This is a genomic window from Paenibacillus mucilaginosus 3016, assembly GCF_000250655.1.
GTDB lineage: Bacteria > Bacillota > Bacilli > Paenibacillales > NBRC-103111 > Paenibacillus_G > Paenibacillus_G mucilaginosus.
Genome location: NC_016935.1, coordinates 7,077,738 through 7,100,306, shown reverse-complemented (window position 1 = coordinate 7,100,306; position 22,569 = coordinate 7,077,738). Strand labels below are relative to the sequence as shown.

Here is a 22,569-nt window from a genome sequence, read left to right as displayed (position 1 = left end):
CGAGAATGCGGTGACTTGACTTGAATCCTATCTATTTGGACCATGCGGCCACGACTCCGGTTCACCCGGCAGTGGTGGAGCGCATGCTGCCCTATTTGTCGGAATATTTTGGTAACGCATCCAGCACACACCGGGCGGGCCGCGATGCCCGCTCGGCCCTGAATGCGGCCCGGGACCGGATCAGTGCCTTCATCGGCTGCTCGCCGGCGGAACTCGTGTTCACCGGGGGCGGCACGGAGAGCGACAACACCGCCATCTTCGGAGCGGCGGAAGCTTCATCCGGCCGGGGGCGCCATATCATTACGACTCAGATCGAACACCATGCGGTGCTTCATGCCTGCGAGCGGCTGGAGAAGTTCGGGTACGAAGTGACGTACCTGCCGGTCGACAAGTTCGGACAGGTGTCGGTCCGCGATGTGGAAGCGGCCGTTCGTCCGGACACAGTCCTCATCAGCGTCATGTACGCCAACAATGAGGTCGGCACGATCCAGCCCGTGAAGGAGATCGGAGCCATCGCCCGGGAGAAGGGGATCCTGTTTCATGTGGATGCCGTTCAGGCGCTTGGACATCTTCCGATCGACCTTGGCAGCCTGCCTGTCGATCTTATGAGTTTTTCCGCGCATAAGCTCAGCGGTCCCAAGGGGACTGGTGCATTATATATAGCAAGGTCGGCCCGGGTGGCTCCCCTGCTCTACGGCGGCTCTCAGGAGCGCAAGCGCCGGGCGGGTACGGAGAACACTGCGGGCATTGTCGGGTTTGCCGAAGCGGTGAAGATTTTTGAGGGTGCAAGGTATGAAATGCAACAAAAGTTGGAAAAACTACGTCAAGAAATGGTAATGGAGCTGGAACGCCGTCTCGGTTCCGGTGGCTATGTCGTCAACGGCCATCCTACCGAGAGGCTCCCTCACATCCTGAACGTCAGCTTCCCGGGGGTATCGACCGAGAGCCTGCTGATGAATCTGGATCTGGCGGGAGTGGCTGCGGCCAGCGGCTCCGCGTGCACTTCCGGTTCGCTGGAGGTGTCGCACGTACTGCGCAGCATGGGGCTTCCGGAGGAAGTGACGGCCTCGGCCGTGCGCTTCAGCTTCGGACGGACCAATGATGAGGCGCAGATCGCTGCCGCTGCCGAAGCCGTCCAAGACATCGTTACCCGTCTGCGCAGATAGGCGCAGCTTTCACGGTAAGTCATCCGAGCGCTTCCGGTCCTCCGTCACCGGGGTGAACAGCCAGAAGAGGAGTGAGCGAGTCTTGAGAAGAGCGCGCGATGTCATCGGTCTTCCGGTCATGTGCCTGGAATCGGGCAAGCAGGCCGGCGAAGTCAAAGACCTTCTGTTGGACGAGAAATGGCTCGTGCAGATGCTCCTGCTGGAGACGAAGCACTGGTATTCCGATCCGATGTGCATCCGTGCGGAGGACGTAGCCGCTCTCGGCGAGGACGCGGTCATGATTCCATGCGAGGAGGTCATCGCCCTCCTGCCGGAAGAGGTTCCTTACCGCAGCCTGCTCTGCGGGGACTGCAAGGTCAAAGGGATCCCTGTGCTCACGTCGAACGGCCGCGAGCTGGGCGTTGTCGAGGATGTTTACCTGCAGGCGGATCAGGGTATAAAGGTAATAGGTTACGAGCTTAGCGAGGGTTTCCTGACGGACTTAAGAGAGGGGCGCAAGTGGCTGCCGCTTCCTGAATCGGTGAAAGCCGGGGAAGATGTACTCATTGTACCCGTCCATGCCAGCGATACATTACAAGAAATCTTCGAATCAAAAGAAGAATAGGGTGATACCGATGCTACGTTGTCCAAACTGCAATTCCAAAGATATCGGCAAAATCGGTTCCCATCAGTTCTACTGCTGGGGATGCTTTATCGAATTGACCGTCAACGGAGAGAAAATGTCGGTCTTCCAGGTGGAAGAAGACGGCACGCTGAGCTCTCTGGACGATTTGTTCTTTGAGGAAGAAATGCCGCAAGTTCACGCAAACTAACGCCCTTTTCCCCTTCCTGAGGGAGGGCACACGCACCGCTTCCGGGGTCGATGACCTTACGGGAGCGGTGTTTTTTTGTTCGTATATGGAAAGGACGGCAAAACCCTTGATCTTGCTCCGTTAAGCGTACCTTGCTCATCCCCCTCATTGTATTCCGGCCGCCGGCAGCATATGCGGGCTGGGGGACGGATCAGGCTTTTCCACAAGACAGATGGCTTGTTCAGGAGGAAGACAGGCCTGCAGGGTTAAGCGGGAGAGGTCCTACATATACTGTAACGAGCAGAGAACGGAGGGCTCCGTTCTCGCCCTGCACGGACGGGCTTCGGCCCAGGCCTCAGAGATGCGTTCAGAGATGTGTGAACCAGTACCTGTAGAAGAAGGACCGGACGCTCTGCATGGGGAGCGCGCCGAATTTGGCCCGGAGGGGGAGGGGGCTGGCCATGGACCGGTTTTCAAAGAACAGTCTGCTGCTTTGGATGGTGTATATGCTGCTCGCCTTGATCATTTTGTTCATGCTGCAGCAGCTCCGTCCCTTGTTTGTGGGCATCTATCAATTTTTGCGGGAGATCCTGACGCCGTTCATCATTGCGATGATCATCTCGTACGTGCTCAATCCGGTGGTGACCCTGCTGGGGGCCAGGAAGGTGCCGCGGACGATTGCCGTGCTGCTGATCTATGCCGTCTTCATCACCTCGACGACCGTCGTGCTGATGAACGTCATCCCGATGTTCGTGCGCCAGCTCGCCGAGCTCAACGAGCACATGCCGGATGTGGCGTACAAGGCGCAGAGCGTCGTGCAGAACATGAACGAGCTGCAGTTTCTGCCGGACAGCGTGCGGACCGGGATCAACCAGTCGCTGTCGAAGCTCGAGAACGGCATCTCGCTGGCGATCGCCAATTATATCAACTCGATCGGCAGCACGATCAATACGCTGTTCCTGATCTTCATCATCCCGTTCGTCGCCTTCTATATTCTGAAGGACTTTCAGCTGCTGGAGAAAACAACCTTGGCCATCGTGCCGCGAAACCACCGTAAGGAAATCGTCTCGATGCTGATGGATATCGACACCGCGCTCGGCAATTACATCCGCGGCCAGTTCACCGTATGCATGATCGTCGGCCTGCTCGCGTACATCGGCTACTGGCTGATCGGGATGCCTTATGCGCTCCTGCTAGCCTGCGTGGTGGCGGTGTTCAATATCATTCCGTACCTCGGCCCTTTCCTTGGGGCGGCCCCGGCGCTGATCGTAGCGGCAACCATCTCCGTCAAAATGGTGCTCTTCGTCATTCTCGTCAACACGGCCTGCCAGATCATGGAGGGCAATGTGATCTCGCCGCAGGTTGTCGGCCGGTCGCTGAAGATGCATCCGCTCTTCATCATCTTCGCCCTGCTCGTGGGCGGGGAGATCGCAGGGATCGCGGGCCTGATTCTGGCCGTGCCCTTCTTCGCCGTGATGAAGGTAATCCTGCAGCATGTGTTTTCTTATTATATTCACCGCCGGACCCCGACCTGAGTGGGAAGGGGCAGGGGGAGCAAGGGGGGCATATGGCCGGGTGAGCAGAAGCTGCACCTGCTGCCGTTTGTGCTCTGGATAGTTGAGTCAACCGAGTGCCTGCTTCGTGCAGGCACTTTTTGCCGTATCGAATATCCGGCATGGGAGGACACAAGAAATAAGCTGATATTTACATATTAAATTGTCATCGTGGAAAAATATGAAAAGGACAGTACAAGGAAGAGGAAAGGGTTTGTATGATAAGCATAGGCTTGCTGGTGATCTGCTTATTCACATCTCAACTGGTTGCTTGGCTGGATATGCTGGTGTATCAAGAGTCTTTTCCTGCCGCTCTATCAAGGCAAGTCTCTGCTAATAACCACCAGAGCCAATTTATAATGGCTATGGCCTTCGTTATTTCAATGGTGGGAGATTTCCGCAGGAAAAGGGCCCGAAATCGTCGCAAAAAGGTGGTACGCAATGGCTAAATTAAGCTCATACGAGACCTTTTCCCTTCTGTTCGGGCTTTTGCTGGGTACCTCCGTTATTTTCGGTACCCCCAAGCTGGTCCATGACCTGTGGCTTGTCGATATCATGGCGTTGATTCCCGGGCTGCTTATGGCATGGATATACTACACAGCCGTAGGAGCACTGGGTCAGCGTAAGGGGTTATACAACCTTTTAGTTGAAGCTTGGGGTAAGTACTGCGGAAAGCTGCTTATTCTTTCTTATACCGTATACTTTCTATATATTGCGGCCCGCAATGTACGGGATATGGTAGAGCTGGTAAAAATCACACTCTTACGCGATACTCCCGAATGGATTATTACCATCATGTTTGTCCTTGTGGCTGCCTATGCGGTAGGCGGGGGAATCAAAGTTATAGGTAGATTTGCGGAAATAACCGCAGCCCTGGTTATCATATTTTTTCTAGGTATTCTTCTGCTCCTACTGATGAGCGGCTATATCCAACTGGAGAAGATGCTCCCCTTTTTGCCGAATGGGCTTCTGCCGATTTTGAAGGAAAGCCTGGCTATTAATCTTTGGTTTCCCTATGGGGAAATGGTCGTTTTCCTGGTTCTGTACAATAACTTATGTGCCCCTGATCAAATCCGAAAAGTAGGCTTGGCTGCAGTGCTGTCCGCCGGTCTTCTCTTGACCATGTCCGATCTTCTTCAAACTTGGGTCCTGGGAGTGGAGCAGCAGCAAATTTCGGCTTTTCCGTTATTGGATTCGGCCCGCCTGATCAATGTCGGGAACTTTATTACCCGCATGGATGCTCTCGTGGCCTTTATTATCATGTTCGGAGTTATGGTAAAAAGTGCGATTTTTTTGTATGCCGGTACAAAGGGTCTGTCATTGGTCTTTCAAACCTCCAGTCGGAACTATGTCTATCCCCTGTCGTTAGTTATTGGAGCCGTCTCTTTAATGGTATCCAAAAATTTCGCTGAACATGGTACCGAAGGTCTTCAAACCGTCATTAAGATTCTGCATATCCCGCATCAACTCATTCTTCCGCTTATAACGGGACTCATGGTATGGATTCGCATGAAACGAAGGGAGCGGGCCGATGAAGCATTGGGGTAAAAATCCACCGTCATCAAAAGATGAAGTTATGGTTATCTCTTCCCTTCTTCAAATAAAGGCACACATCGACGGTATATTCGGAAACTCGGACGATCTTTCCATGATGGAGATTCGCATTGGACAGAAAAAAGCACTTCTTTGCTTCTTGAATTCAATGACCAGTTCGGCTTACATGATGGAACATGTCATTGGGCCCCTTTCTTTTGCGAATATAGATGCAGCGTGCACTCAACCGCTGCAAGTAGTAAAGGAAACCTGTTTTGGCGGCATGGCAAGTGAACTGCTCTGCAGTGTAGAAGGATTGGATCGCATGCTGGTGAACGGATACGCTGGATTGGCTGTCGATGAGGTTGAGGGTGTGCTGGCGGTCGATGTAAAGCACTTGGACGCCAGATCGGTAGAAGAGCCAACTTCACAATCTGTCATCAGAGGACCTAAAGAGGGATTTACAGAATCCGCTCAAACCAATATGAGTCTGATCCGCAGACGGTTACTGAACGTAAATCTTCGTTTCGAGAAGCACACCATCGGCGAGCAATCAGGCACGCACCTGTACATCGCCTATATTGAAGGCGGGATTGATCCGGACCTGTTGTGGAAATTGAGAACTTCAATTCAAAAAACAAAAATCAACAGTGTTTTCGATTCGGGAAACATTGAGAACATTTTGCGGCCAAAAGGATTTGCCCTATTCCCGACGATCTACAGCAGCGAGCGTCCGGATGCGATTTGTGAATTCCTGCTCGAACGCAGAGCTGCGGTTATTGTGAATGGAAGTCCTTACGTACTAGCCTTCCCTGCAGCCATGCGCGATTTTTTTAAGTCACCGGAGGATCAATATCAGTGGGTTGTGTTCGGCAATTTCACCCGTTACCTAAGGTATGCAGCTTTTCTCATCTCCCTTTTTATTTCGGCGCTCTATATTGCGGCAACGAATTATCAGCAGGAACTTGTGCCAACCATTCTGTTGATCAGCATAGCTTCCCAAAGAGAAGGCGTCCCGTTTCCCGCGGTGATCGAGATCTTATTGATGGAGGTTACCTTTGAGATTTTAAGAGAGGCGGGTACAAGAATGCCCCGGATCGTAGGTCAGGCCATATCCGTTGTCGGGGCATTGGTACTTGGACAAGCAGCCGTCGAAGCAGGGATCGTTGGCAATTTTGCGGTCATTATTGTAGCGATGGCTGCCATTTCAGGCTTTGCAGCCCCGGTGTATACTTTCGGATCTAATGTCCGTCTGCTCCGGTTTGCGCTGATTATTATAGCATCCCTCTTCGGAATCTATGGGCTCATCTTGTCTGCGTGCTTTTTGATTATTCATTTGATCAGGCTTACTACGTTTGGGTTTTCGTACTTTGACCCCATTCGCCTCTTTCGATCAAAATCGAATTAATGCGGACACCTGACCTGGAGGCACACATGATGATCAAGCCGATTATCGCTATGGCAGGTCTGGGATCACTTCTATTGCTCTCAGGCTGCTGGGACTTACAGGAACTGAATAGAACGTCTCTCTTCACAGGATTAGCCCTCGAACCGGGTACCGAGAGTAAAATTCGAGTGACAGGCGAAACGCTGAATGCCAGCGAGGCGCAGGCAATAAAAGGCGGGGAAGGAGCGGCGCCTGTCATCAATTACGCTGTTGAGGCGAATACGACGCCGGAAGCCATGGTAAAATTCAACCAGGTCTTGGATCGAAGTATCAATGTATCTCACGTTGGGGTTATCATTATCGACGAGCGCCTTGCCCGTAAGGGGCTCAACCACTATATTGATGTGCTTCAACGCTCGAGATACGTACGTGAAGACGTCTTAATTCTGGTTGCTAAGAATTACAAAGCATCTGACATACTCAAGGTTCTGTTCCCTCGCGGACCCTATCCCACCTTTAAAATACATTCGCAACTGGATAATTTATCGAAGCTGTGGGGTGGAGCTCTTCGAAGCCGCTTGTTTGATTTTTAACCAGGCTCTGGCTGCGAAAGGCCGAGAGCCTACTCTAAGTGCGATCACCCTCATAGGGGACCCCGCATTGGGAAAGGATGCGGGCAGTATAAAATCTCCGACACCCAAAGCCACGGCTGAATTGGTTGGAACAGCAGTCTTTCAAAAAGACAAGTTACTCGGTTTTATTTCTTTAGATGATACTCGTATGCTGTCTATGGCTGCCGGTGAATTAAAGGGTACAACCTTGTCTGTCCCCCTTGAGAAAAAGGGAGAATACGCGGCGATCCGACTGCTGAATTGGCGTTCGCAAATGAAAGTCTCGCTGGAGCACGGGAAGCCCGAGATCCGCCTGGTCTTATATGGTAAAGGAAATGTGCCCAGTACGGACATAGAGAAAGATTTAAGCAGCGTTTTGGAGTATCAGAAATTGGAGGAACTGACGTCGAGTTATATTAAGAACCAGATGATGGTAACGATCCGGCATATCCAAGGGGAATACGGAGTTGACCCCATCGGATTCGGTGAGAAGTTATATCGGAGGCATTACCGGCAATTCCTTTCGGTTGCGGGGAAATGGAATGAATCGTTTGCACAGTCCCCCATTGAAGTGGAGGTTCACATTACACTGCAGCGTTCTGAATTGAAGACTAACAACATAACGAAAATAGAATAGCAGCCGGCATAACTACCAAAAGATGGAGGAGCGGAAGACGGTCAGCTTCATCAGTCATCGATGAAAACAAAGTTGCTACCTTATTTATAAAAACTTACCATGATCATCCAGTCAGCCGGCCATGGCCTTCCGGTGATTGCATTGGCGTGTCCGCTGTGAGATAGTAAATATAGGGACGGACCTATCGGAAAGGTACCGCCGCTGCAGCGCCAAGCTGTCATTTGTCCAAGGTAAGGAGGCAGTTCCATGCTCCACTATGAATACAATCCCGAGCTGCTGACCATAGAAGAGGATGCATCAGGCCAGGATATCGAGTTCCGCATGAAGCTCCACAGCCCGGATGCCGAGCTGGAGAAAGCGGTGAAGCGCATCCGCGACCATTTTAACGACAACGATGTCCTTACGGATGTGCTCTTCTATGCACACGGCCACGAGGAGTACCAGTGGATTGTCCGCGAGGACTACTATATCGACTTCGTGCTCAGCCTGTTCAAGCACCGGCTCGTCACCCGGATGAGCTGGAACTGAGGCTGGTGTAATCGGGGCGGGGGAAGAACCGAGCGACGCCACAATGAACCCTGGCGGCTCTATGGAGAGGCGCTTCCACCGGGAGCGGACCCAAGTTGACATGCCCGCCCCCGTCCGGGTATACTTTGGGAAGGAATACCCAAGTAAGCATATCCCACCAAAGCGTAGATGAAATTCAGTAGGTCATAGCCCATTAGCCAGAGAGAAGGCTGAGGAACCGGAGCCGGAAGCGCCCGTCCTCGCTGCGAATGCCTTCCTGATGAAGAATGACTGAACGCTACTTTCGGAGCGCGGATCAACTCCGCCGGTCTCAAGACCCGTTATCGTCTTGTCTAAGGAGATTGCAGGGCCGCCTTGAACCGGGGCCGCGCCGCGCAATAACCAGGGTGGTACCGCGAGCAACTCGTCCCTGTTTTTCAGGGGCGTTTTTTTGTTTTTTCACACCTGTTTTCCCCAAACCTACCATAAAAGGAGTTACCGTCATGAAAGCCAGTGAAATCCGTTCCAAATGGCTGCAGTTCTTCGAAAGCAAAGGACACAAAATCGAGCCGAGCGCGCCGCTCGTTCCGCATAACGACCCGTCGCTGCTGTGGATCAACGCGGGGATGGCGCCGCTGAAGCCGTACTTCGACGGCCGCGTCGTGCCGGAGAATCCGCGGATCGCGAACTCGCAGAAATGCATCCGTACCAACGACATCGAGAATGTCGGCAAGACGCGCCGCCACCATACGTTCTTCGAGATGCTCGGCAACTTCTCCATCGGCGACTACTTCAAGGAAGAAGTCATCACGTGGGCATGGGAGTTCCTGACGAGCCCCGAGTGGATCGGCTTCGATCCGGAGCGCCTGTCCGTTACCGTCTACCCGGAGGATACGGAGGCGTTCGACTACTGGAACAAGAAGATCGGCCTGCCGGCGGAACGCATCTACAAGCTGCAGGAGAACTTCTGGGATATCGGCGAAGGCCCTTGCGGACCGTGTACGGAGATCTTCTACGACCGCGGCGACAAGTACGGCGACCTGAGCGATCCGGAGTGCTGGCCGGGCGGCGAGAACGAGCGCTTCCTCGAAGTATGGAACCTCGTGTTCTCGCAGTTCAACCACAACAAGGACGGCTCCTATACGCCGCTGCCGAACAAGAACATCGATACGGGCGCTGGCCTCGAGCGCTTCGCTTCGATCCTGCAGGACGTGGACTCGAACTTCGACACCGACCTGTTCCAGCCGATGATCCAGAAGACCTGCGAGCTGGCCGGCGTGAAGTACAAGGAGAACGAAGAGTTCGACGTGGCGCTGAAGGTTATCGCGGACCACATCCGTACGGTCGCGTTCTCCGTCGGCGACGGCGTCCTGCCATCCAATGAAGGCCGCGGCTATGTCATCCGCCGTCTGCTTCGCCGGGCTGTCCGCTACGGCAAGGTGCTCGGCATGGATAAGCCGTTCCTGTACCTGCTGACGCCGATCGTCGGCGACGTGATGGGCGTGTACTATCCGGAAGTCGTTGAGAAGCGCGAGTTCATCGAGAAGGTGATCCGCACGGAGGAGGAGCGCTTCCACGAGACGCTGTCCGACGGCCTCGCGATTCTCGGCGAGATGGCGGAGAAGGCACGCCAGGCGGGCTCCACGCAGATCTCCGGACCGGACGCATTCAAGCTCTATGACACTTACGGCTTCCCGTTCGACCTGACGGAGGATTTTGCAGCGGAGAAGGGGATGACCGTGGACCGCGAAGGGTTCGACGCCGCGATGCAGGAGCAGCGCGACCGTGCTCGTGCCGCACGCCAGGATTCCGGCAGCATGCAGACGCAGGGCGGGCCGCTGGCCGACTTCGCGGTTAAAAGCGAGTTTGTTGGATATACTGATCTGGTAACACCTGCTAAAGTGATCGCGGTGGTCCATGAGAACCAGTTCGTGGATCTGGTCGGCACCGGTGAGACGTGCCAGGTGATCCTGGACGTCACTCCGTTCTATGCCGAGAGCGGCGGCCAGGTCAGCGACCACGGCTACATTACGGCAGGCGATACGGTGCTGAAGGTCGAAGATGTGACGAAGGCACCGCACGGCCAGCACGTGCATACCGTGGTGGTGGAAGCCGGCGTGCTCCGCAAGGGGGATTCCGTGCAGGCTACCGTCACGCAGGAAGTGCGTGAGGATATCATCAAAAACCATACCGCGACGCACCTGCTCCATAAGGCACTAAAAGAAGTGCTCGGCGAGCACGTCAACCAGGCGGGTTCCCTCGTGGCACCGGAGCGTCTGCGCTTCGACTTCTCGCACTTCGGTTCGATCTCGGCCGAAGAGCTGCAGGAGATCGAGCGCCGGGTGAACGCGCAGATCTGGAAGACGACCGAGGTCGACATTTCCCTGAAGCCGATCGCGGAAGCGAAGGCGATGGGCGCGATGGCCCTCTTCGGCGAGAAGTACGGCGACGTGGTCCGCGTCGTGAAGGTCGGCGGCTACAGCCTCGAGCTGTGCGGCGGCTGCCACGTGCAGAACACGAGCCAGATCGGCCTCTTCAAGATCATCAGCGAGTCGGGCATCGGCTCGGGCGTACGCCGGATTGAGGCGACTACAGGCCGCCATGCCTACCAGTACCTCGACGGCCAGCTCCAGCTGCTCCGCGACGCGTCGTCGCTGCTCAAGTCGAACATCGCCGACGTGCCGAAGCGCATCGACGCCCTGTTCGGGCAGATCAAGGAGCTCTCCCGCGAGAACGAGTCCCTGAAGGCGAAGCTGGGCGGGATCGAAGCGGGCTCCCTGACGGATCAGGTGCGGACCGTGAACGGCGTCCAGCTGCTGGCGGCCCAGGTATCCGCAGCCGACATGGAGTCCCTGCGCAACATCGTCGACCAGATGAAATCGAAGCTGGGTTCGGCCGTGATCGTGCTGGGGGCGCCTGCGGAAGACAAGGTCAACCTCGTGGCGGCCGTTACTCCGGATCTCGTGGCCCAAGGCTACCATGCCGGCAAGCTCATCAAGGAAGTGGCTGTGCGCTGCGGAGGCAGCGGCGGCGGACGTCCGGACATGGCGCAGGCGGGCGGCAAGGATGCCTCGAAGCTCCAGGAGGCGCTGCAAAGCGTGGAAGGGCTGCTCGTTTCCAAATAAATTTTTGCTTGTCAAGAGGAATTTTTCGACAAATGGCGAATAAGAGAGTGTAAGATGATGGCAGGGGGTGCTCAGCGTGAGTTCGATGGATAAAACGATGAAGTTTAACGTGAAAGCGGAGGAGATCGAGACTTCGCCCAAAGAAGTCATACTCGCCGTGTATGATGCCCTCCAGGAGAAAGGGTACAATCCGATCAACCAAATCGTCGGATATCTGCTCTCCGGCGATCCGGCTTACATCCCGCGCCACAACAACGCGCGGAGCATGATCCGCAAGAGGGAGCGCGACGAACTGATCGAGGAGCTCGTGCGTTCCTATCTTCAGAACCACAAATCTTAAGCATCCGAGGGAATGGCGGCAGGCGGCTGAACTTGGGGCTGCTGCCGCTGCAAGGAGAGCAAGCAGCATGCGTTACATGGGACTCGATTACGGGGACAAAACGATCGGCGTGGCACTGAGCGACGAGCTCGGCTGGACGGCACAGGGTCTTGAAGTGATCCGCCGGACCACGGCGGAGCGAGACTTCGCCCGCCTTCGGGAGATTACCGAGCAGTACGGCGTGACCGAGATTGTCGTCGGTCTGCCGAAGAATATGAATAACACGATTGGCCCCCGTGGAGAAATTTGTATTGCATTCTCCCAAACTTTGCATGAAACACTAGGGATGCCGGTTCATCTGTGGGACGAACGGCTCACGACCGTCTCCGCCACGCGCACACTGCTGGAGGCGGACGTTTCCCGAAAGAAACGAAAGCAGGTCATCGACAAGATGGCGGCTGCGCTCATTTTGCAAAACTATATGGATTCTCATTCTAGGTAAAGAGGTGAAGGAACATGTCAGACAAAGACCAAATCCAAGAACAGCTGCAAGAAGAGCCCGAGATCATTTACATTCCGGATGAAGAAGGCAACGAAGAAGAGTTCGAAGTCATCATGAAATTCGAAGTGGACGGCTCGGACAAAAAGTACATGATGGTTGTTCCTGTCGATGCCGATGAGGAATCCGACGAAGTGTATGCGTTCCGCTATGAAGAAGACGGCGACGATCTGCAGCTCTACACTATTGACGACGAAGAAGAATGGAACATCGTCGAGGAAACCTTCAACACCCTGATGGAAGAGTTCGACGAAGAGGAAGAAGAATCCAAATCCTAATCCATACAGAGCCTGTGCCGCCACATTGGGGCACAGGCTGTCTGCCGAGGAGGCTTATCCGTTTGAGCGCTGCATCCGAAGCTCAGCCGACACGCCAGTTGCGGGACGTGTTCGGAGATGATATTATTTTGTATGATGAGGGGCAGGAATCGGTCGTGTACCGGATTTCCGCCGAACTCATGCTGAACGGCCAGGGGTATGCCATGCTCGAGAAGGCCACTCCGGGCAAGGAAGACGAACCGGAGATTTTCCGCGTCACCGCGAAGGCGGACGGGGAACTCGAGCTGGAGACGATCGACGACGACGATGAGTGGGAGAACATCTCCGAACTCTTCGATGAATGGACTTTCCCGGCGGATGAATCGATGTAATACGCTGTAACCCTGCGGGATGATGCGGAACCGGCAGGCTCCGCGCGAGCCGGGGACGCTGCGGCAGCCATGGGGCTGCTGCGCCGTCCTGACCGAAGGGAGCAAGCAGGGAAGCCTGGAGCGGAGACAATCCGCTCTTTTTATTTTGAAGCCGGGCAAAGCAGGAAAGGGGAGCAGCAACGCGACGTGGATACGACAGCATCGCGCCGACGCTCCCGGCGTTGGGGCGTATTGGGCATTCTTGTACTACTGGCCGCAGCTGCGGCTGCCGTATGGTTTTATATCAACAGCGCACTTCAGCCGCCGGTGCCTTCCGCGGCTGCCGTGCGGATCTCTTACCCGGCGGGGACCTCGACCGCCAAGCTGGCACAGGAGCTGGAAGCGAAGGGACTGATCCGGGACAGCCGGATCTTTAGCCTCTATCTCCGCTACAAGGGCGAGGGAGGACGGTTTCAGGCGGGCGAGTACGAATGGACTCCCGGCGTCACGGCCGATGAGATTATCGCCTCGCTGAACAGCGGCGGGACCGTCAAGGAAGCCGGACTGCGGCTGACCGTGCCGGAGGGCTTCACCCTGCTCCAGATTGCGCAGAAGCTGGAGGAGCAGGAAGGGATGAAGGCGGCGGACCTGCTGGCCGCGGCGGACAGCTACCAGCCGTCCGAAGGAACGGAGGACCTGCTTGCCCTGCCGGCGCCGGATGCGAAGCTGCGCCACCGGCTCGAAGGGTATCTTTTCCCCGAGACGTATGAATGGAAGAAGGACGCGAAGCCGCAGGAGATTGTGGATACGATGGTGCGGGAGCTGGGCCGAAGGCTCGAAGCGCTGCCCAAGGGCTGGCAGGACGTGATGAAGGAACGCGGCCTGACCTTCCATGAGGTGCTCACCATCGCTTCCCTGATCGAGCGCGAGGTGGTCGTGGATGAGGAACGGAAGATCGTCAGCGGCGTCATCCAGAACCGCCTGAAGCAGGGGATGCCCCTGCAGATCGACGCGACGGTCCAGTATCTGCTGGACAAGCCGAAGGAGAGGCTGCTGCACAAGGATCTCGAAGTGGTCAGTCCTTATAATACTTATCTCAATAAAGGCCTGCCTCCCGGACCGATCGCGAGTCCGTCGCTCGCTTCCATCGAAGCGGCGCTCTATCCGGAGACGACGACCTACCTGTTCTACGTGACGAAGAAGGACGGAACGATGGGACATCTGTTCGCCGAAACCTTCGAGCAGCATAAGAAGAATATTGCCGAAAGCAACAAGGCCGGCAATCCTTAAGGCTGGATCGGAGCGGTTGAACGATGACTGAGGCTATACCACTTGAAAGAAAAGAAGGGAACGTTATGGTGAAAAAACCGGAACTGCTCATCCCGGCCGGCTCGACTGAGGAAGCCCGCCGGTATATCGAAGCGGGAGCCGATGCCGTGCTGGTCGGCGAGCATCGCTTCGGGATGCGTCTGCCGGGCGAGGTGCCCGCAGAAGAGCTCGGCGCGCTGCGGGAGTGGGCTCATGCCCGCGGAGCAAGCGTCTATGCGGCGGTCAACAACATTATGGATAACCGCATCCTGCCGGACCTCAAGGCCTATATGGCGAAGCTGCAGGAAGCCCGTGTCGACGGCGCCGTCTTCGGCGATCCGGCGGTGCTGATGGCCGCGCGCCAGGCGGCTCCGGACGTGAAGCTGCACTGGAATGCGGAGATGACCTCCACGAACTACGAGACGGCGCGCGTACTGGGGCTCGAAGGGCGCCGTGCGGATGGTGCTGGCGCGCGAGCTGAATCTGGAAGAGACGCTGGAGATCGCACGGCAGCTGGAAGGCACGATGGAAGTGCAGGTCCAGGTGCACGGCATCACGAATATTTATCATTCGAAGCGCAGCCTGCTGCAGAACTACAAGGAGCACCAGGGCCGCTTCGAGACCATCTCCCGCGAGGAGCTCAGCAAGGAGGAAGGCCTGTTCCTGATCGAGCAGGAGCGCCCGAACGAGCGGTTCCCCGTGTATGAGGACGAGAACGGTACGCATATCATGAGCTCGGACGATATGTGCATGCTCGATTCGCTGCACGAGCTGATGGAAGGCGGGGTCGATTCGATGAAGCTCGAGTCGCTGCTGAAGTCGGCGGAGTACAACGAAGCGGTGATCCGCAGCTACCGCAAGGTGATCGATGCTTATACGGTCGATCCGGCAGGCTACGAGTTCCAGGAGGAGTGGCTGGATGAGATCCGGGAGCTTCAGGATCCGAACCGGGAGCTGAGCTACGGCTTTTTCTTCAAAGAGCAGGTTTATTAATCCAAGGAACGAACGAATAGAGAGGTGAACATCATGACCTTGATGAGAGAGCAGCTGCTCGGCAGGCGCGTCCGGTTCGAGAAGCCGGAGGTGCTGGCGCCGGCAGGCAGCCTCGAGAAGCTGAAGTTTGCGGTGCATTACGGTGCCGATGCGGTATATATCGGGGGACAGCAGTACGGACTGCGCTCCAATGCGGACAACTTTACGTTCGAAGAAATGCGGGAGGGCGTTGAGTTCGCGGAGCAATACGGCGCGAAAGTGTTCGTCGCGACCAACATCTACGCCCACAACGAGGACATCGAAGGCATTGAAGCTTATCTGAAGGGGATCCAGGATGCCGGCGTGCATGCGATTATCGTCGCGGATCCGGTTATCATCGAGACCTGTAAACGCGCGGCGCCGAAGCTGGAGATCCACCTGAGCACCCAGCAGTCCACGATGAATGCGGGGGCGGTGCAGTTCTGGAAGGAAGAAGGCATCGACCGCGTCGTACTGGCGCGCGAAAGCGACGATGGAAGAGATCCGCGAGATCAAAGAGAACGTTGAGATGGAGATCGAGGTGTTCGTCCACGGGGCGATGTGCTCCTCGTATTCCGGACGCTGCGTTCTCTCGAACCACTTCACGGACCGGGACTCCAACCGCGGGGGCTGCTCGCAGTCCTGCCGCTGGAAGTATGACCTGTTCACGACGGAAGAGGACACGCAGATCGGCATCAAGGAGATTCCGCTCTTCCAGGAGGGCGACAATCCGTTCTCGATGAGCTCGAAGGACCTCTGTATGATCGAGCATGTGCCGGACCTGATCCGTGCGGGCGTGGATTCGTTCAAGATCGAGGGCCGGATGAAGAGCGTGCACTATGTGGCGACGGTCGTCAATGCGTACCGCCAGGCCATCGACGCTTACTTCGAGGATCCGGAGAACTACCGGATGAACCCGCAGTGGCTCTACGAGATTCAGAAGGCCGCCAACCGGCCGCTGAACACGGGCTTCTTCTACGATTCTCCGGGGCATGAGGACCATATCTTCGAGCCGGAGGAGAAAGCCGCTCCGTACGACTTCGTCGGGGTCGTCATGGAGTATGACGAAGCGACCGGGACGGCGTTGATCCAGCAGCGCAACCACTTCAAGCCGGGCCAGGAGGTCGAATTCTTCGGACCGAAGGGCACGTTCTTCAAACAGGCGGTGCCGGAGATTTTCAGTCAGGAAGGCGACAAGCTGGATGCCGCAAGACATCCGCTGCAGCTCATCTGCATGAAGGTGGATGCGCCGGTGAAGCCGCTCGATATGATGCGCAAGAAGTTCGGTAAATAATCAAGCATGGAAAGCCGCAGCGGCCGCTGCGGCTTTTTTTTCTTATGATATAAGAATATAAAGTTTTCAGCGAAGCTGAAGCTTTCTTATACCGCAAGAAAAGCTTCATATCCACCACGCATGTACTTCTTCGAAAGAAACCCGATAGGTTTTTTTCTAATATCCAAGGATTGATATCTCACCGGGCCCGGTTCCGTAAAAAATTCGCCAAGATCTAACAATTGGAGACACATGTCCCGATATAAAGTAAGAGATGTTGGAACCTCTTTCCAAAGAGGGATCCAGGAACTATCTGTTTCCAGTAATTATAGGTCTTTTTTCACAACGTTATTGTAAGCTCAGGAAGGAATAGAGCATAAAATGTCGAATACATTTTGTATGCGATTACATTGGCATTCCCCAATTTCTCTATCCTTTCATGAAATCTAACTTACATAGGGGTGGGTACATGTGAAAGAGCAGTGGGCAACAATCAAATCCAGGCTGTCCCGGGGCGGGCGGAAGCTGCAGGAGAGCGGGCTTGGGGACAAGGCGCGGCGTGCGGCCAAGGCGGCGGCCAAAGGCGCGGTGAAGGGAACGGTCAAAGGGACGGCGGCGGTCCTTCGGGCGGCAGGCTCGAAGAGAGAGGTGCGCCTCAGCCAGCTGGTGAAGTCGGTGGGGGCCAAATTGTTTTTGATTTTTTTCGTGTCGATCCTGTTCTTCGTGCTGACGGTGGGACTGACCTCCTACAGCATCTCCAAGGGAGTCATCCAGACGAAGGTGGGCGAAGCTTCGGAGGGCACCATCTCGCAGGCGGGGCAGAAGCTTGATCTCATGTATGCCGTATACGAAGATCTTTCAATGCAGGTGATGCTCGACGGATTCATCAAGGATGCCCTGGTGAAGTCGTCCGGCATGGACAAAGGAAGCTTCGATTTCCTTCAGCTGCGCCGGGAGCTGGGCGAGCGGCTCAATGTGTTCGCTTTTTCGAACAAAACCTTGAAATCGATCTACCTGTTCGACTCGAAGGGGGAGCTTCTCAGCTCGGTGGGGGGCAGCATGTCGCCGGCGAAGAAGGTTTCGGAAGAAGTCTGGTTCAAGAAAGCGGTTGAAGAGGGCGGACGTCCTTACTGGATGGAGACCAATCCGAAGGGGTATTCGGACGGCATCGGCTTCGGAGGGACCCCAACTTACGGTCTCAGCCGTCTGCTCCGGGATACGACATCAAGTGGTGTCCAGGCCGTCCTGATGATGGAGATCCAGGGAGAGACGCTGAGCAAGGAAGTCGCCGAGATCAACATGGGGGATGGCGGCCGGACCCTGATCGTGAACCCGGAGCTCAAGACGATCTCCGCTGTAGATAACGGACTGATCGGGCAGGACAGTGCCCTTGGCGTGACCAAGGAGAAGCTGAATGAAGCCAAAGGAAGTCTGCTGAGCGACAAGGAAGATACGCAGATCGTTTATTACAAGTCCGAAAAAACAGGCTGGCTGCTCGTCGGTTCGATGCCGGTAGACCAGCTGGTGAAGGATGCGAAGAAAATCTTTACGATGACCTGGGTGATGGCGGTCATCGCCATGATCATGGCCGTAGGGATCGGCTACTTCATTATCCGGATGATCGGCCGTCCGCTGGTGCTGCTCCGCAACCTGATGAAGGAAGGCGAGCAGGGCAACCTGACGGTCCGCATGGAAGTGAAGAGCGAAGACGAGATCGGGCAGCTCGGCCGGAGCTTCAATGAGATGATGGAGAAGATCACGGTGCTGGTCCGGCAGACCAACCACTCCGCGCAGGAAGTGCTCGACACGGCCGCAGAGCTCTCCGACGTATCGAAGAAGACGGCTTCTTCCGCGAAGGAGATTGCCGTAGCGACCGAAGAGATTGCGGGAGGGGCGACCTCGCTCGCCATGGAATCGGAGCGGGGCAACGAGCTCACCTACCAAATCTCGACGCAGATGAAGAGCGTGGTCGAAGCCAACGTGGTCATGGGCACCTCCGCCTCGGAGGTACAGCATTCGAGCAAGCAGGGCATCGAATACATGTCGGAGCTCATCGGCAAGACGAACACGACGGAAACGATGACCCGCTCGATGGTCGAGAAGGTGGATAATCTGAAGGAAAGCACGGGCTCCATCGTGAAGATTCTCGATGTGCTCCGGAGCATGACCAAGCAGACGAATATCCTGTCGCTCAATGCGACGATCGAGGCGGCGCGGGCCGGCGAGGCGGGCAAAGGCTTCATGGTGGTGGCCGATGAGATCCGCAAGCTTGCCGACCAGTCGAAGCAGTCGATCGATATCGTGGGCCAGATCACGGCGAAGATCCAGAAGGAGATTGAAGAGACGGTGGGCGTGCTCTCCCAGGCGTACCCGATCTTCCAGGAGCAGATCTCCTCGGTTAAGGAAGCGGGCTCGATCTTCCAGCAGGTCGATGAGCAGATGGGCAATCTGATCGGCCGTCTCTCGGAGGTCACGGAGTCGATCTCCCAGCTGGAATCCTCGCAGCTGGTGCTCACGGACGCCATGGCCAATGTGAGCGCGGTGGCGGAGGAATCGTCCGCTACATCCGAGCAGGTCGCCTCGCTAAGTTCCGAGCAGCTGGGCGTCTCCACAGGGCTCGTACGGCTGTCGGAGAAGCTCGAGCAGCTTTCGAACTCGCTCAAAGAGTCTCTGACGAAGTTTCAAGTATAATCGCAAGCAGAACGCAGACGCCTTTTCCGTCGGGGAGAAGGCGTTTTTGCTGTAAGGCGGCGTTTCATGGGAATCTTTGGGCCGGCATCGTTTAGAGGCGGCGGCGGAGGTGGATACTGAGAGGAGAATTCCTGTAGTGCCAAACTTCGACAGACTTGGCAGGTGGGCAGCATGAGGGAAACGGGAGTCCGGAAAAACCGGATCTTTATCGTCTTAACGGGAATTACGGCGGTGCTCGTCCTGTGGAATATCCGGCTGTTCTGGATTCAGGCGGCGGCCGTGCACAGCTTCGCCGGACGGGGCATCGATTTGACGGAGAATTCCGTCATCCAGCGGGCGGAGGGGATTGTGCTGGATTCGGGCCGGGGGGACTTCCTGGACCGACGGCTGGAGCCGCTGACCGGCCGCGAGCTGCAGGTGCTGGTGCTCTTCCCCGTGAACAAACAGGTGCTCGAGAGCGGCACGGAGGCGTCACGCTACGAGGAGGCGGCCGGGATCCTCGGCGTGCCGCCTGCCCAGTGGAAGAGCCTGATTCTCGGGCTGGAGTCGCCCCGCCTGTGGCAGCGGGCCGGGCGTCCGGCCCCGCTCTCCCCCGGGGAAGCCCGGCGTCTCGAAGCGCTCGGCCTCCCCGGCGTCCGGGTGCTGCCGTACAAGGAGCGCTATGCGGAAGACCAGACGGCCGGGCAGCTTATCGGCTTCATCGGGCAGAATCCCGAGCGGATCACGAAGCAGTTCACGGACCAGTTTCATAAGGGAGAGCTCCAGCTCACGAGCAAGATCGGCAATGCCGGGCTCGAGAAGACCTTCGAGCCGTGGCTGCAGGGCCTCGGGCCCACCTCGGTGTCCCTGTTCACCGACGGGACGAAGCGGGCGCTTCCGGGCTTGGATGCGCGGCGGATCGCACCGGACAACCCGAACTACCCGCTGCAGGTGGTCACGACGCTGGACGGCCGCATCCAGCGGGAGATCGAGGCCGTGATGGAACGGCTGCACATCCGGGAGGGTGCCGTCGTTGTGCTCGATGCGGAGCGGGGGGATACGGTGGCGGCGGCAAGCCGGCCCGCCTTCCATCCGGGGCATGTAGATCTCTCCGGCGGCGGGTGGAGCAACCGGGCCGTGAAGGCGGCCGCCCCCGGCTCGGTCTTCAAGACCGTGACCGCGGCCGCTGCGCTCGAGACGAAGGCCGTCCGTCCGGGCGAGACGTTCGAGTGCACGGGCGAGCTCGGCCGCTTCGGGCTCTCGTGCTGGAAGGAGGGCGGGCACGGCCGCCTGACGCTCGAGGAGGCGTACGCGCAGTCGTGCAACGTCGCCTTCGCGAAGATCGCCGAGCGGCTCGGCGGGGAGAAGCTGGAGCTGTACGCCAGGAAGCTCGGGCTGACCGGCACGGTCGGCTGGAGCGGGGAGGTGCACGGGCACCCGCACCTTCACCAATGGGACGGCGAAGAGGGCGGGCTCGTCTATGCGGACCCCGCGGCGGCGAGGGATGCGGGGGCGGTTGCGCAGACGTCGATCGGGCAGCGGGACGTCCAGCTCACGCCGCTGGCTGCGGCCAATCTGGTCGTGACGCTGCTGCACGGGGGCGAGGTCCGCTCGCCGCGGCTCGTGGAGAGCATCCGCTTCCGCACCGGCCGGCCGTATGAGGTATTCGAGCCGAAGGTGAGGACGGCGGCCGTCCCGGCGGATGAAGGCATCGCTCCAGGCACCGCCAAGGTGCTGCTGAAGTGGATGCAGGGGGTCGTCTCCCGCGGCACCGGGCGGCCGCTCCAGCAGGCGGTGTGGCCGCTGGCGGGCAAGTCGGGCACCGCGCAGATCACCCTGAAGAACGGGCAGCCGGGCGAGAACCACTGGTTCGTCGGCTACGGCCCCGCCGCGAAGCCGCGCTATGCGGCAGCGGTGCTGGTCGGGCAGCTGCCCGAGGGACAAAAAAACACATCCCTGACTCTCTTTCGGGAGGTCATGGATGTGCTGGCAAAACAGGAAGCAAAGCCGAAGATGAGCCCTTCCCCCTCTTAATGATAAGTGGATGCAGGGAGGGAAGGGAGCAGAATCGAGAAGCAGGTGCCCTTGCCGAGCTCGCTCGTCACGTCGATGCGGCCGTGCAGGTTCTGGATCGTCCGGTACGTGACGATCATGCCGAGCCGGCTGCGCTTGCTGCCGGCGGAGTAGAGCGGGGTGCCGAGCCGGCCGACTTCATCCGGCGACATGCCCGCCCCCTCGTCGATAATGTCGATGCAGACCGTCTGGTTCTGGCGCCCGGCCACGATGTGCAGGCGTCCGCCGCCCGGCATGGCTTCCATGCCGTTGCGGAGCAGATGCAGCATGCACTGCGTGAAGTGGTCTGCGTTCGCGCTGATGATAAGGCTGTCCTGCAGCTGGGTCAGCACTTCGATCTTCTGCAGCGCCGCGTAAGGCTGCAGCGTCTCCAGCGCTTTCAGGATCGCCTGCTTCACGTCGAGCAGCTCCAGGTCGGCCAGCGGGGGCCGCGAGAGGGTCACGAAGTCGCCGATGACCGTCTGGGCCTTGTCCATCTCCTCCTGCGCGAGCTTCGCGTAAGCCTGCCGCTTGCTCTCGGGCAGCTCGTGCCCGGCGAGCATCTGCACGAAGCCCTTGGCGGCGGTGAGGGAGGGATGCACCTCCCGGGCGATCGAGGAGGCGAGCTCGGCGGCGGCGGCCGACGTATTCTGCTCCGGGAGGCCGGCCTGCTGCCCGCTGATGCGCAGACGCGTCTGCCCGAGCAGGTAAGCGATGAGCCCGGCCGTACAGGCGTGGGCAGCGGCGTAAGCGGCCCACAGCGCGTACAACTGCCAGGAAGGGGCGATGCCCTGGGCGAGCAGGGTGGCTGCGCCCGAGAGCACCATCACCGCCGAGACGGCGAGCCCGAGGAGGGCGCCGTTCAGCGGATGCAGCAGCACCGCGGTCTCCCGCAGGCGGCGCCGGACGAGCCAGAGGCCGCCGAGCACGAGCGCTAGAACGACGGGGAAGACCCAGGCTTCCAGCCCGCCGGCTCCGAACCGGAAGGCGAGCATGAGCGCCGCGGCGCCGAGCGCGTAGAGCGGACCGCCGTAGAAGAAGCAGACGGCGAGCGGGATCATGCCGAAGTCCAGCGGGGGCCACGAACCGAGCTGGAGCGGGTGGGCCATGGCGAACAGGGAAGCCAGAGCGCAGACGGCCGCCGCCATCAGGCGGCTTTGGGTCTCGCGGCCCCTGCGGAGCTTCTCCGACCACGGCAGCTGATACAGCATGACGGCGGCGGCCAGCGCGAGCACATTGAGCAGCAGGACATTGACTAGATTCAAGAGAACCACCTTTGCCTTTTATAGAGTAAGTGCTGGATTGACGGGTAACGGACAGGCCGACATGGCAGGCCTGTTGTTCATATCTTATGTATTCGACAAATTCTTCTAATTTCCTACATCCTCAACAAAAAAAACCTCTTCACCACCCGGGATTCTTTCTTGCAGGGCGGTAAA

General features: G+C 57.5%; 18 protein-coding genes and 2 pseudogenes. 19 read left to right on the top strand and 1 reads right to left on the bottom strand.

Annotation, left to right across the window (positions count from 1 at the left end; all coding sequences use genetic code 11):
- The first annotated feature begins 20 nt into the window (after window positions 1-20).
- From PM3016_RS29220 to PM3016_RS29130, 19 genes and pseudogenes are all read left to right on the top strand, one after another.
- On the top strand, window positions 21-1,166 hold the full coding sequence (locus tag PM3016_RS29220) for a cysteine desulfurase family protein (protein WP_014652500.1): 1,146 nt from the start codon (window positions 21-23) through the stop codon (window positions 1,164-1,166).
- A gap of 82 nt (window positions 1,167-1,248) precedes the next feature.
- Window positions 1,249-1,770: a PRC-barrel domain-containing protein gene (locus PM3016_RS29215; RefSeq protein WP_013920047.1), complete on the top strand. Its 522-nt coding sequence runs from the start codon at window positions 1,249-1,251 to the stop codon at window positions 1,768-1,770.
- Window positions 1,771-1,780: 10 nt separating this feature from the next.
- On the top strand, window positions 1,781-1,978 hold the full coding sequence (locus tag PM3016_RS29210) for a hypothetical protein (RefSeq protein ID WP_014371928.1): 198 nt from the start codon (window positions 1,781-1,783) through the stop codon (window positions 1,976-1,978).
- Window positions 1,979-2,418: 440 nt separating this feature from the next.
- Window positions 2,419-3,492, top strand: coding sequence for an AI-2E family transporter (locus tag PM3016_RS29205; protein ID WP_013920045.1), 1,074 nt, complete (start codon window positions 2,419-2,421; stop codon window positions 3,490-3,492).
- Window positions 3,493-3,951: 459 nt separating this feature from the next.
- Window positions 3,952-5,058, top strand: coding sequence for a GerAB/ArcD/ProY family transporter (locus PM3016_RS29195; RefSeq protein ID WP_014371926.1), 1,107 nt, complete (start codon window positions 3,952-3,954; stop codon window positions 5,056-5,058).
- On the top strand, window positions 5,042-6,451 hold the full coding sequence (locus PM3016_RS29190; protein ID WP_041618512.1) for a spore germination protein: 1,410 nt from the start codon (window positions 5,042-5,044) through the stop codon (window positions 6,449-6,451). The genes PM3016_RS29195 and PM3016_RS29190 overlap by 17 nt, the downstream gene beginning before the upstream one ends.
- 26 nt (window positions 6,452-6,477) lie before the next feature.
- Window positions 6,478-7,023, top strand: a complete 546-nt coding sequence (locus tag PM3016_RS40400; protein ID WP_238540351.1) for a Ger(x)C family spore germination protein — start codon at window positions 6,478-6,480, stop codon at window positions 7,021-7,023.
- A gap of 67 nt (window positions 7,024-7,090) precedes the next feature.
- Window positions 7,091-7,678 (top strand): Ger(x)C family spore germination C-terminal domain-containing protein, encoded by a 588-nt coding sequence (locus PM3016_RS40395; protein ID WP_238540350.1) that lies wholly within the window; start codon window positions 7,091-7,093, stop codon window positions 7,676-7,678.
- Window positions 7,679-7,924: 246 nt separating this feature from the next.
- Window positions 7,925-8,206, top strand: a complete 282-nt coding sequence (locus tag PM3016_RS29180) for a hypothetical protein (protein WP_013920041.1) — start codon at window positions 7,925-7,927, stop codon at window positions 8,204-8,206.
- Between the two features lie 482 nt (window positions 8,207-8,688).
- Window positions 8,689-11,310 (top strand): alanine--tRNA ligase, encoded by a 2,622-nt coding sequence (alaS, locus tag PM3016_RS29175; protein ID WP_014371924.1) that lies wholly within the window; start codon window positions 8,689-8,691, stop codon window positions 11,308-11,310.
- A gap of 76 nt (window positions 11,311-11,386) precedes the next feature.
- Window positions 11,387-11,650 (top strand): IreB family regulatory phosphoprotein, encoded by a 264-nt coding sequence (locus tag PM3016_RS29170; RefSeq protein WP_013920039.1) that lies wholly within the window; start codon window positions 11,387-11,389, stop codon window positions 11,648-11,650.
- Between the two features lie 67 nt (window positions 11,651-11,717).
- Window positions 11,718-12,131: a Holliday junction resolvase RuvX gene (gene ruvX / locus PM3016_RS29165; RefSeq protein ID WP_013920038.1), complete on the top strand. Its 414-nt coding sequence runs from the start codon at window positions 11,718-11,720 to the stop codon at window positions 12,129-12,131.
- 14 nt (window positions 12,132-12,145) lie between these two features.
- Window positions 12,146-12,466 (top strand): DUF1292 domain-containing protein, encoded by a 321-nt coding sequence (locus tag PM3016_RS29160; protein WP_013920037.1) that lies wholly within the window; start codon window positions 12,146-12,148, stop codon window positions 12,464-12,466.
- A gap of 62 nt (window positions 12,467-12,528) precedes the next feature.
- Window positions 12,529-12,837: a DUF1292 domain-containing protein gene (locus PM3016_RS29155; RefSeq protein ID WP_013920036.1), complete on the top strand. Its 309-nt coding sequence runs from the start codon at window positions 12,529-12,531 to the stop codon at window positions 12,835-12,837.
- Between the two features lie 69 nt (window positions 12,838-12,906).
- Window positions 12,907-14,106, top strand: coding sequence for an endolytic transglycosylase MltG (gene mltG / locus PM3016_RS29150; protein ID WP_013920035.1), 1,200 nt, complete (start codon window positions 12,907-12,909; stop codon window positions 14,104-14,106).
- 65 nt (window positions 14,107-14,171) lie between these two features.
- A pseudogene (locus tag PM3016_RS29145) lies at window positions 14,172-15,117 on the top strand (peptidase U32 family protein).
- A gap of 33 nt (window positions 15,118-15,150) precedes the next feature.
- A pseudogene (locus PM3016_RS29140) lies at window positions 15,151-16,429 on the top strand (peptidase U32 family protein).
- Between the two features lie 450 nt (window positions 16,430-16,879).
- Window positions 16,880-19,099 (top strand): methyl-accepting chemotaxis protein, encoded by a 2,220-nt coding sequence (locus PM3016_RS29135; RefSeq protein WP_014371921.1) that lies wholly within the window; start codon window positions 16,880-16,882, stop codon window positions 19,097-19,099.
- Between the two features lie 171 nt (window positions 19,100-19,270).
- On the top strand, window positions 19,271-21,112 hold the full coding sequence (locus PM3016_RS29130) for a peptidoglycan D,D-transpeptidase FtsI family protein (protein ID WP_014371920.1): 1,842 nt from the start codon (window positions 19,271-19,273) through the stop codon (window positions 21,110-21,112).
- On the opposite strand, the gene PM3016_RS29125 is transcribed toward PM3016_RS29130, so the two are convergent.
- Window positions 21,109-22,404 carry a sensor histidine kinase gene (locus PM3016_RS29125; protein WP_236628564.1) on the bottom strand — a complete coding sequence of 432 codons (1,296 nt, stop codon included), beginning with the start codon at window positions 22,402-22,404 and terminating at the stop codon, window positions 21,109-21,111. The two genes, PM3016_RS29130 and PM3016_RS29125, sit on opposite strands and share 4 nt — an antisense overlap.
- Window positions 22,405-22,569: the final 165 nt, after the last annotated feature.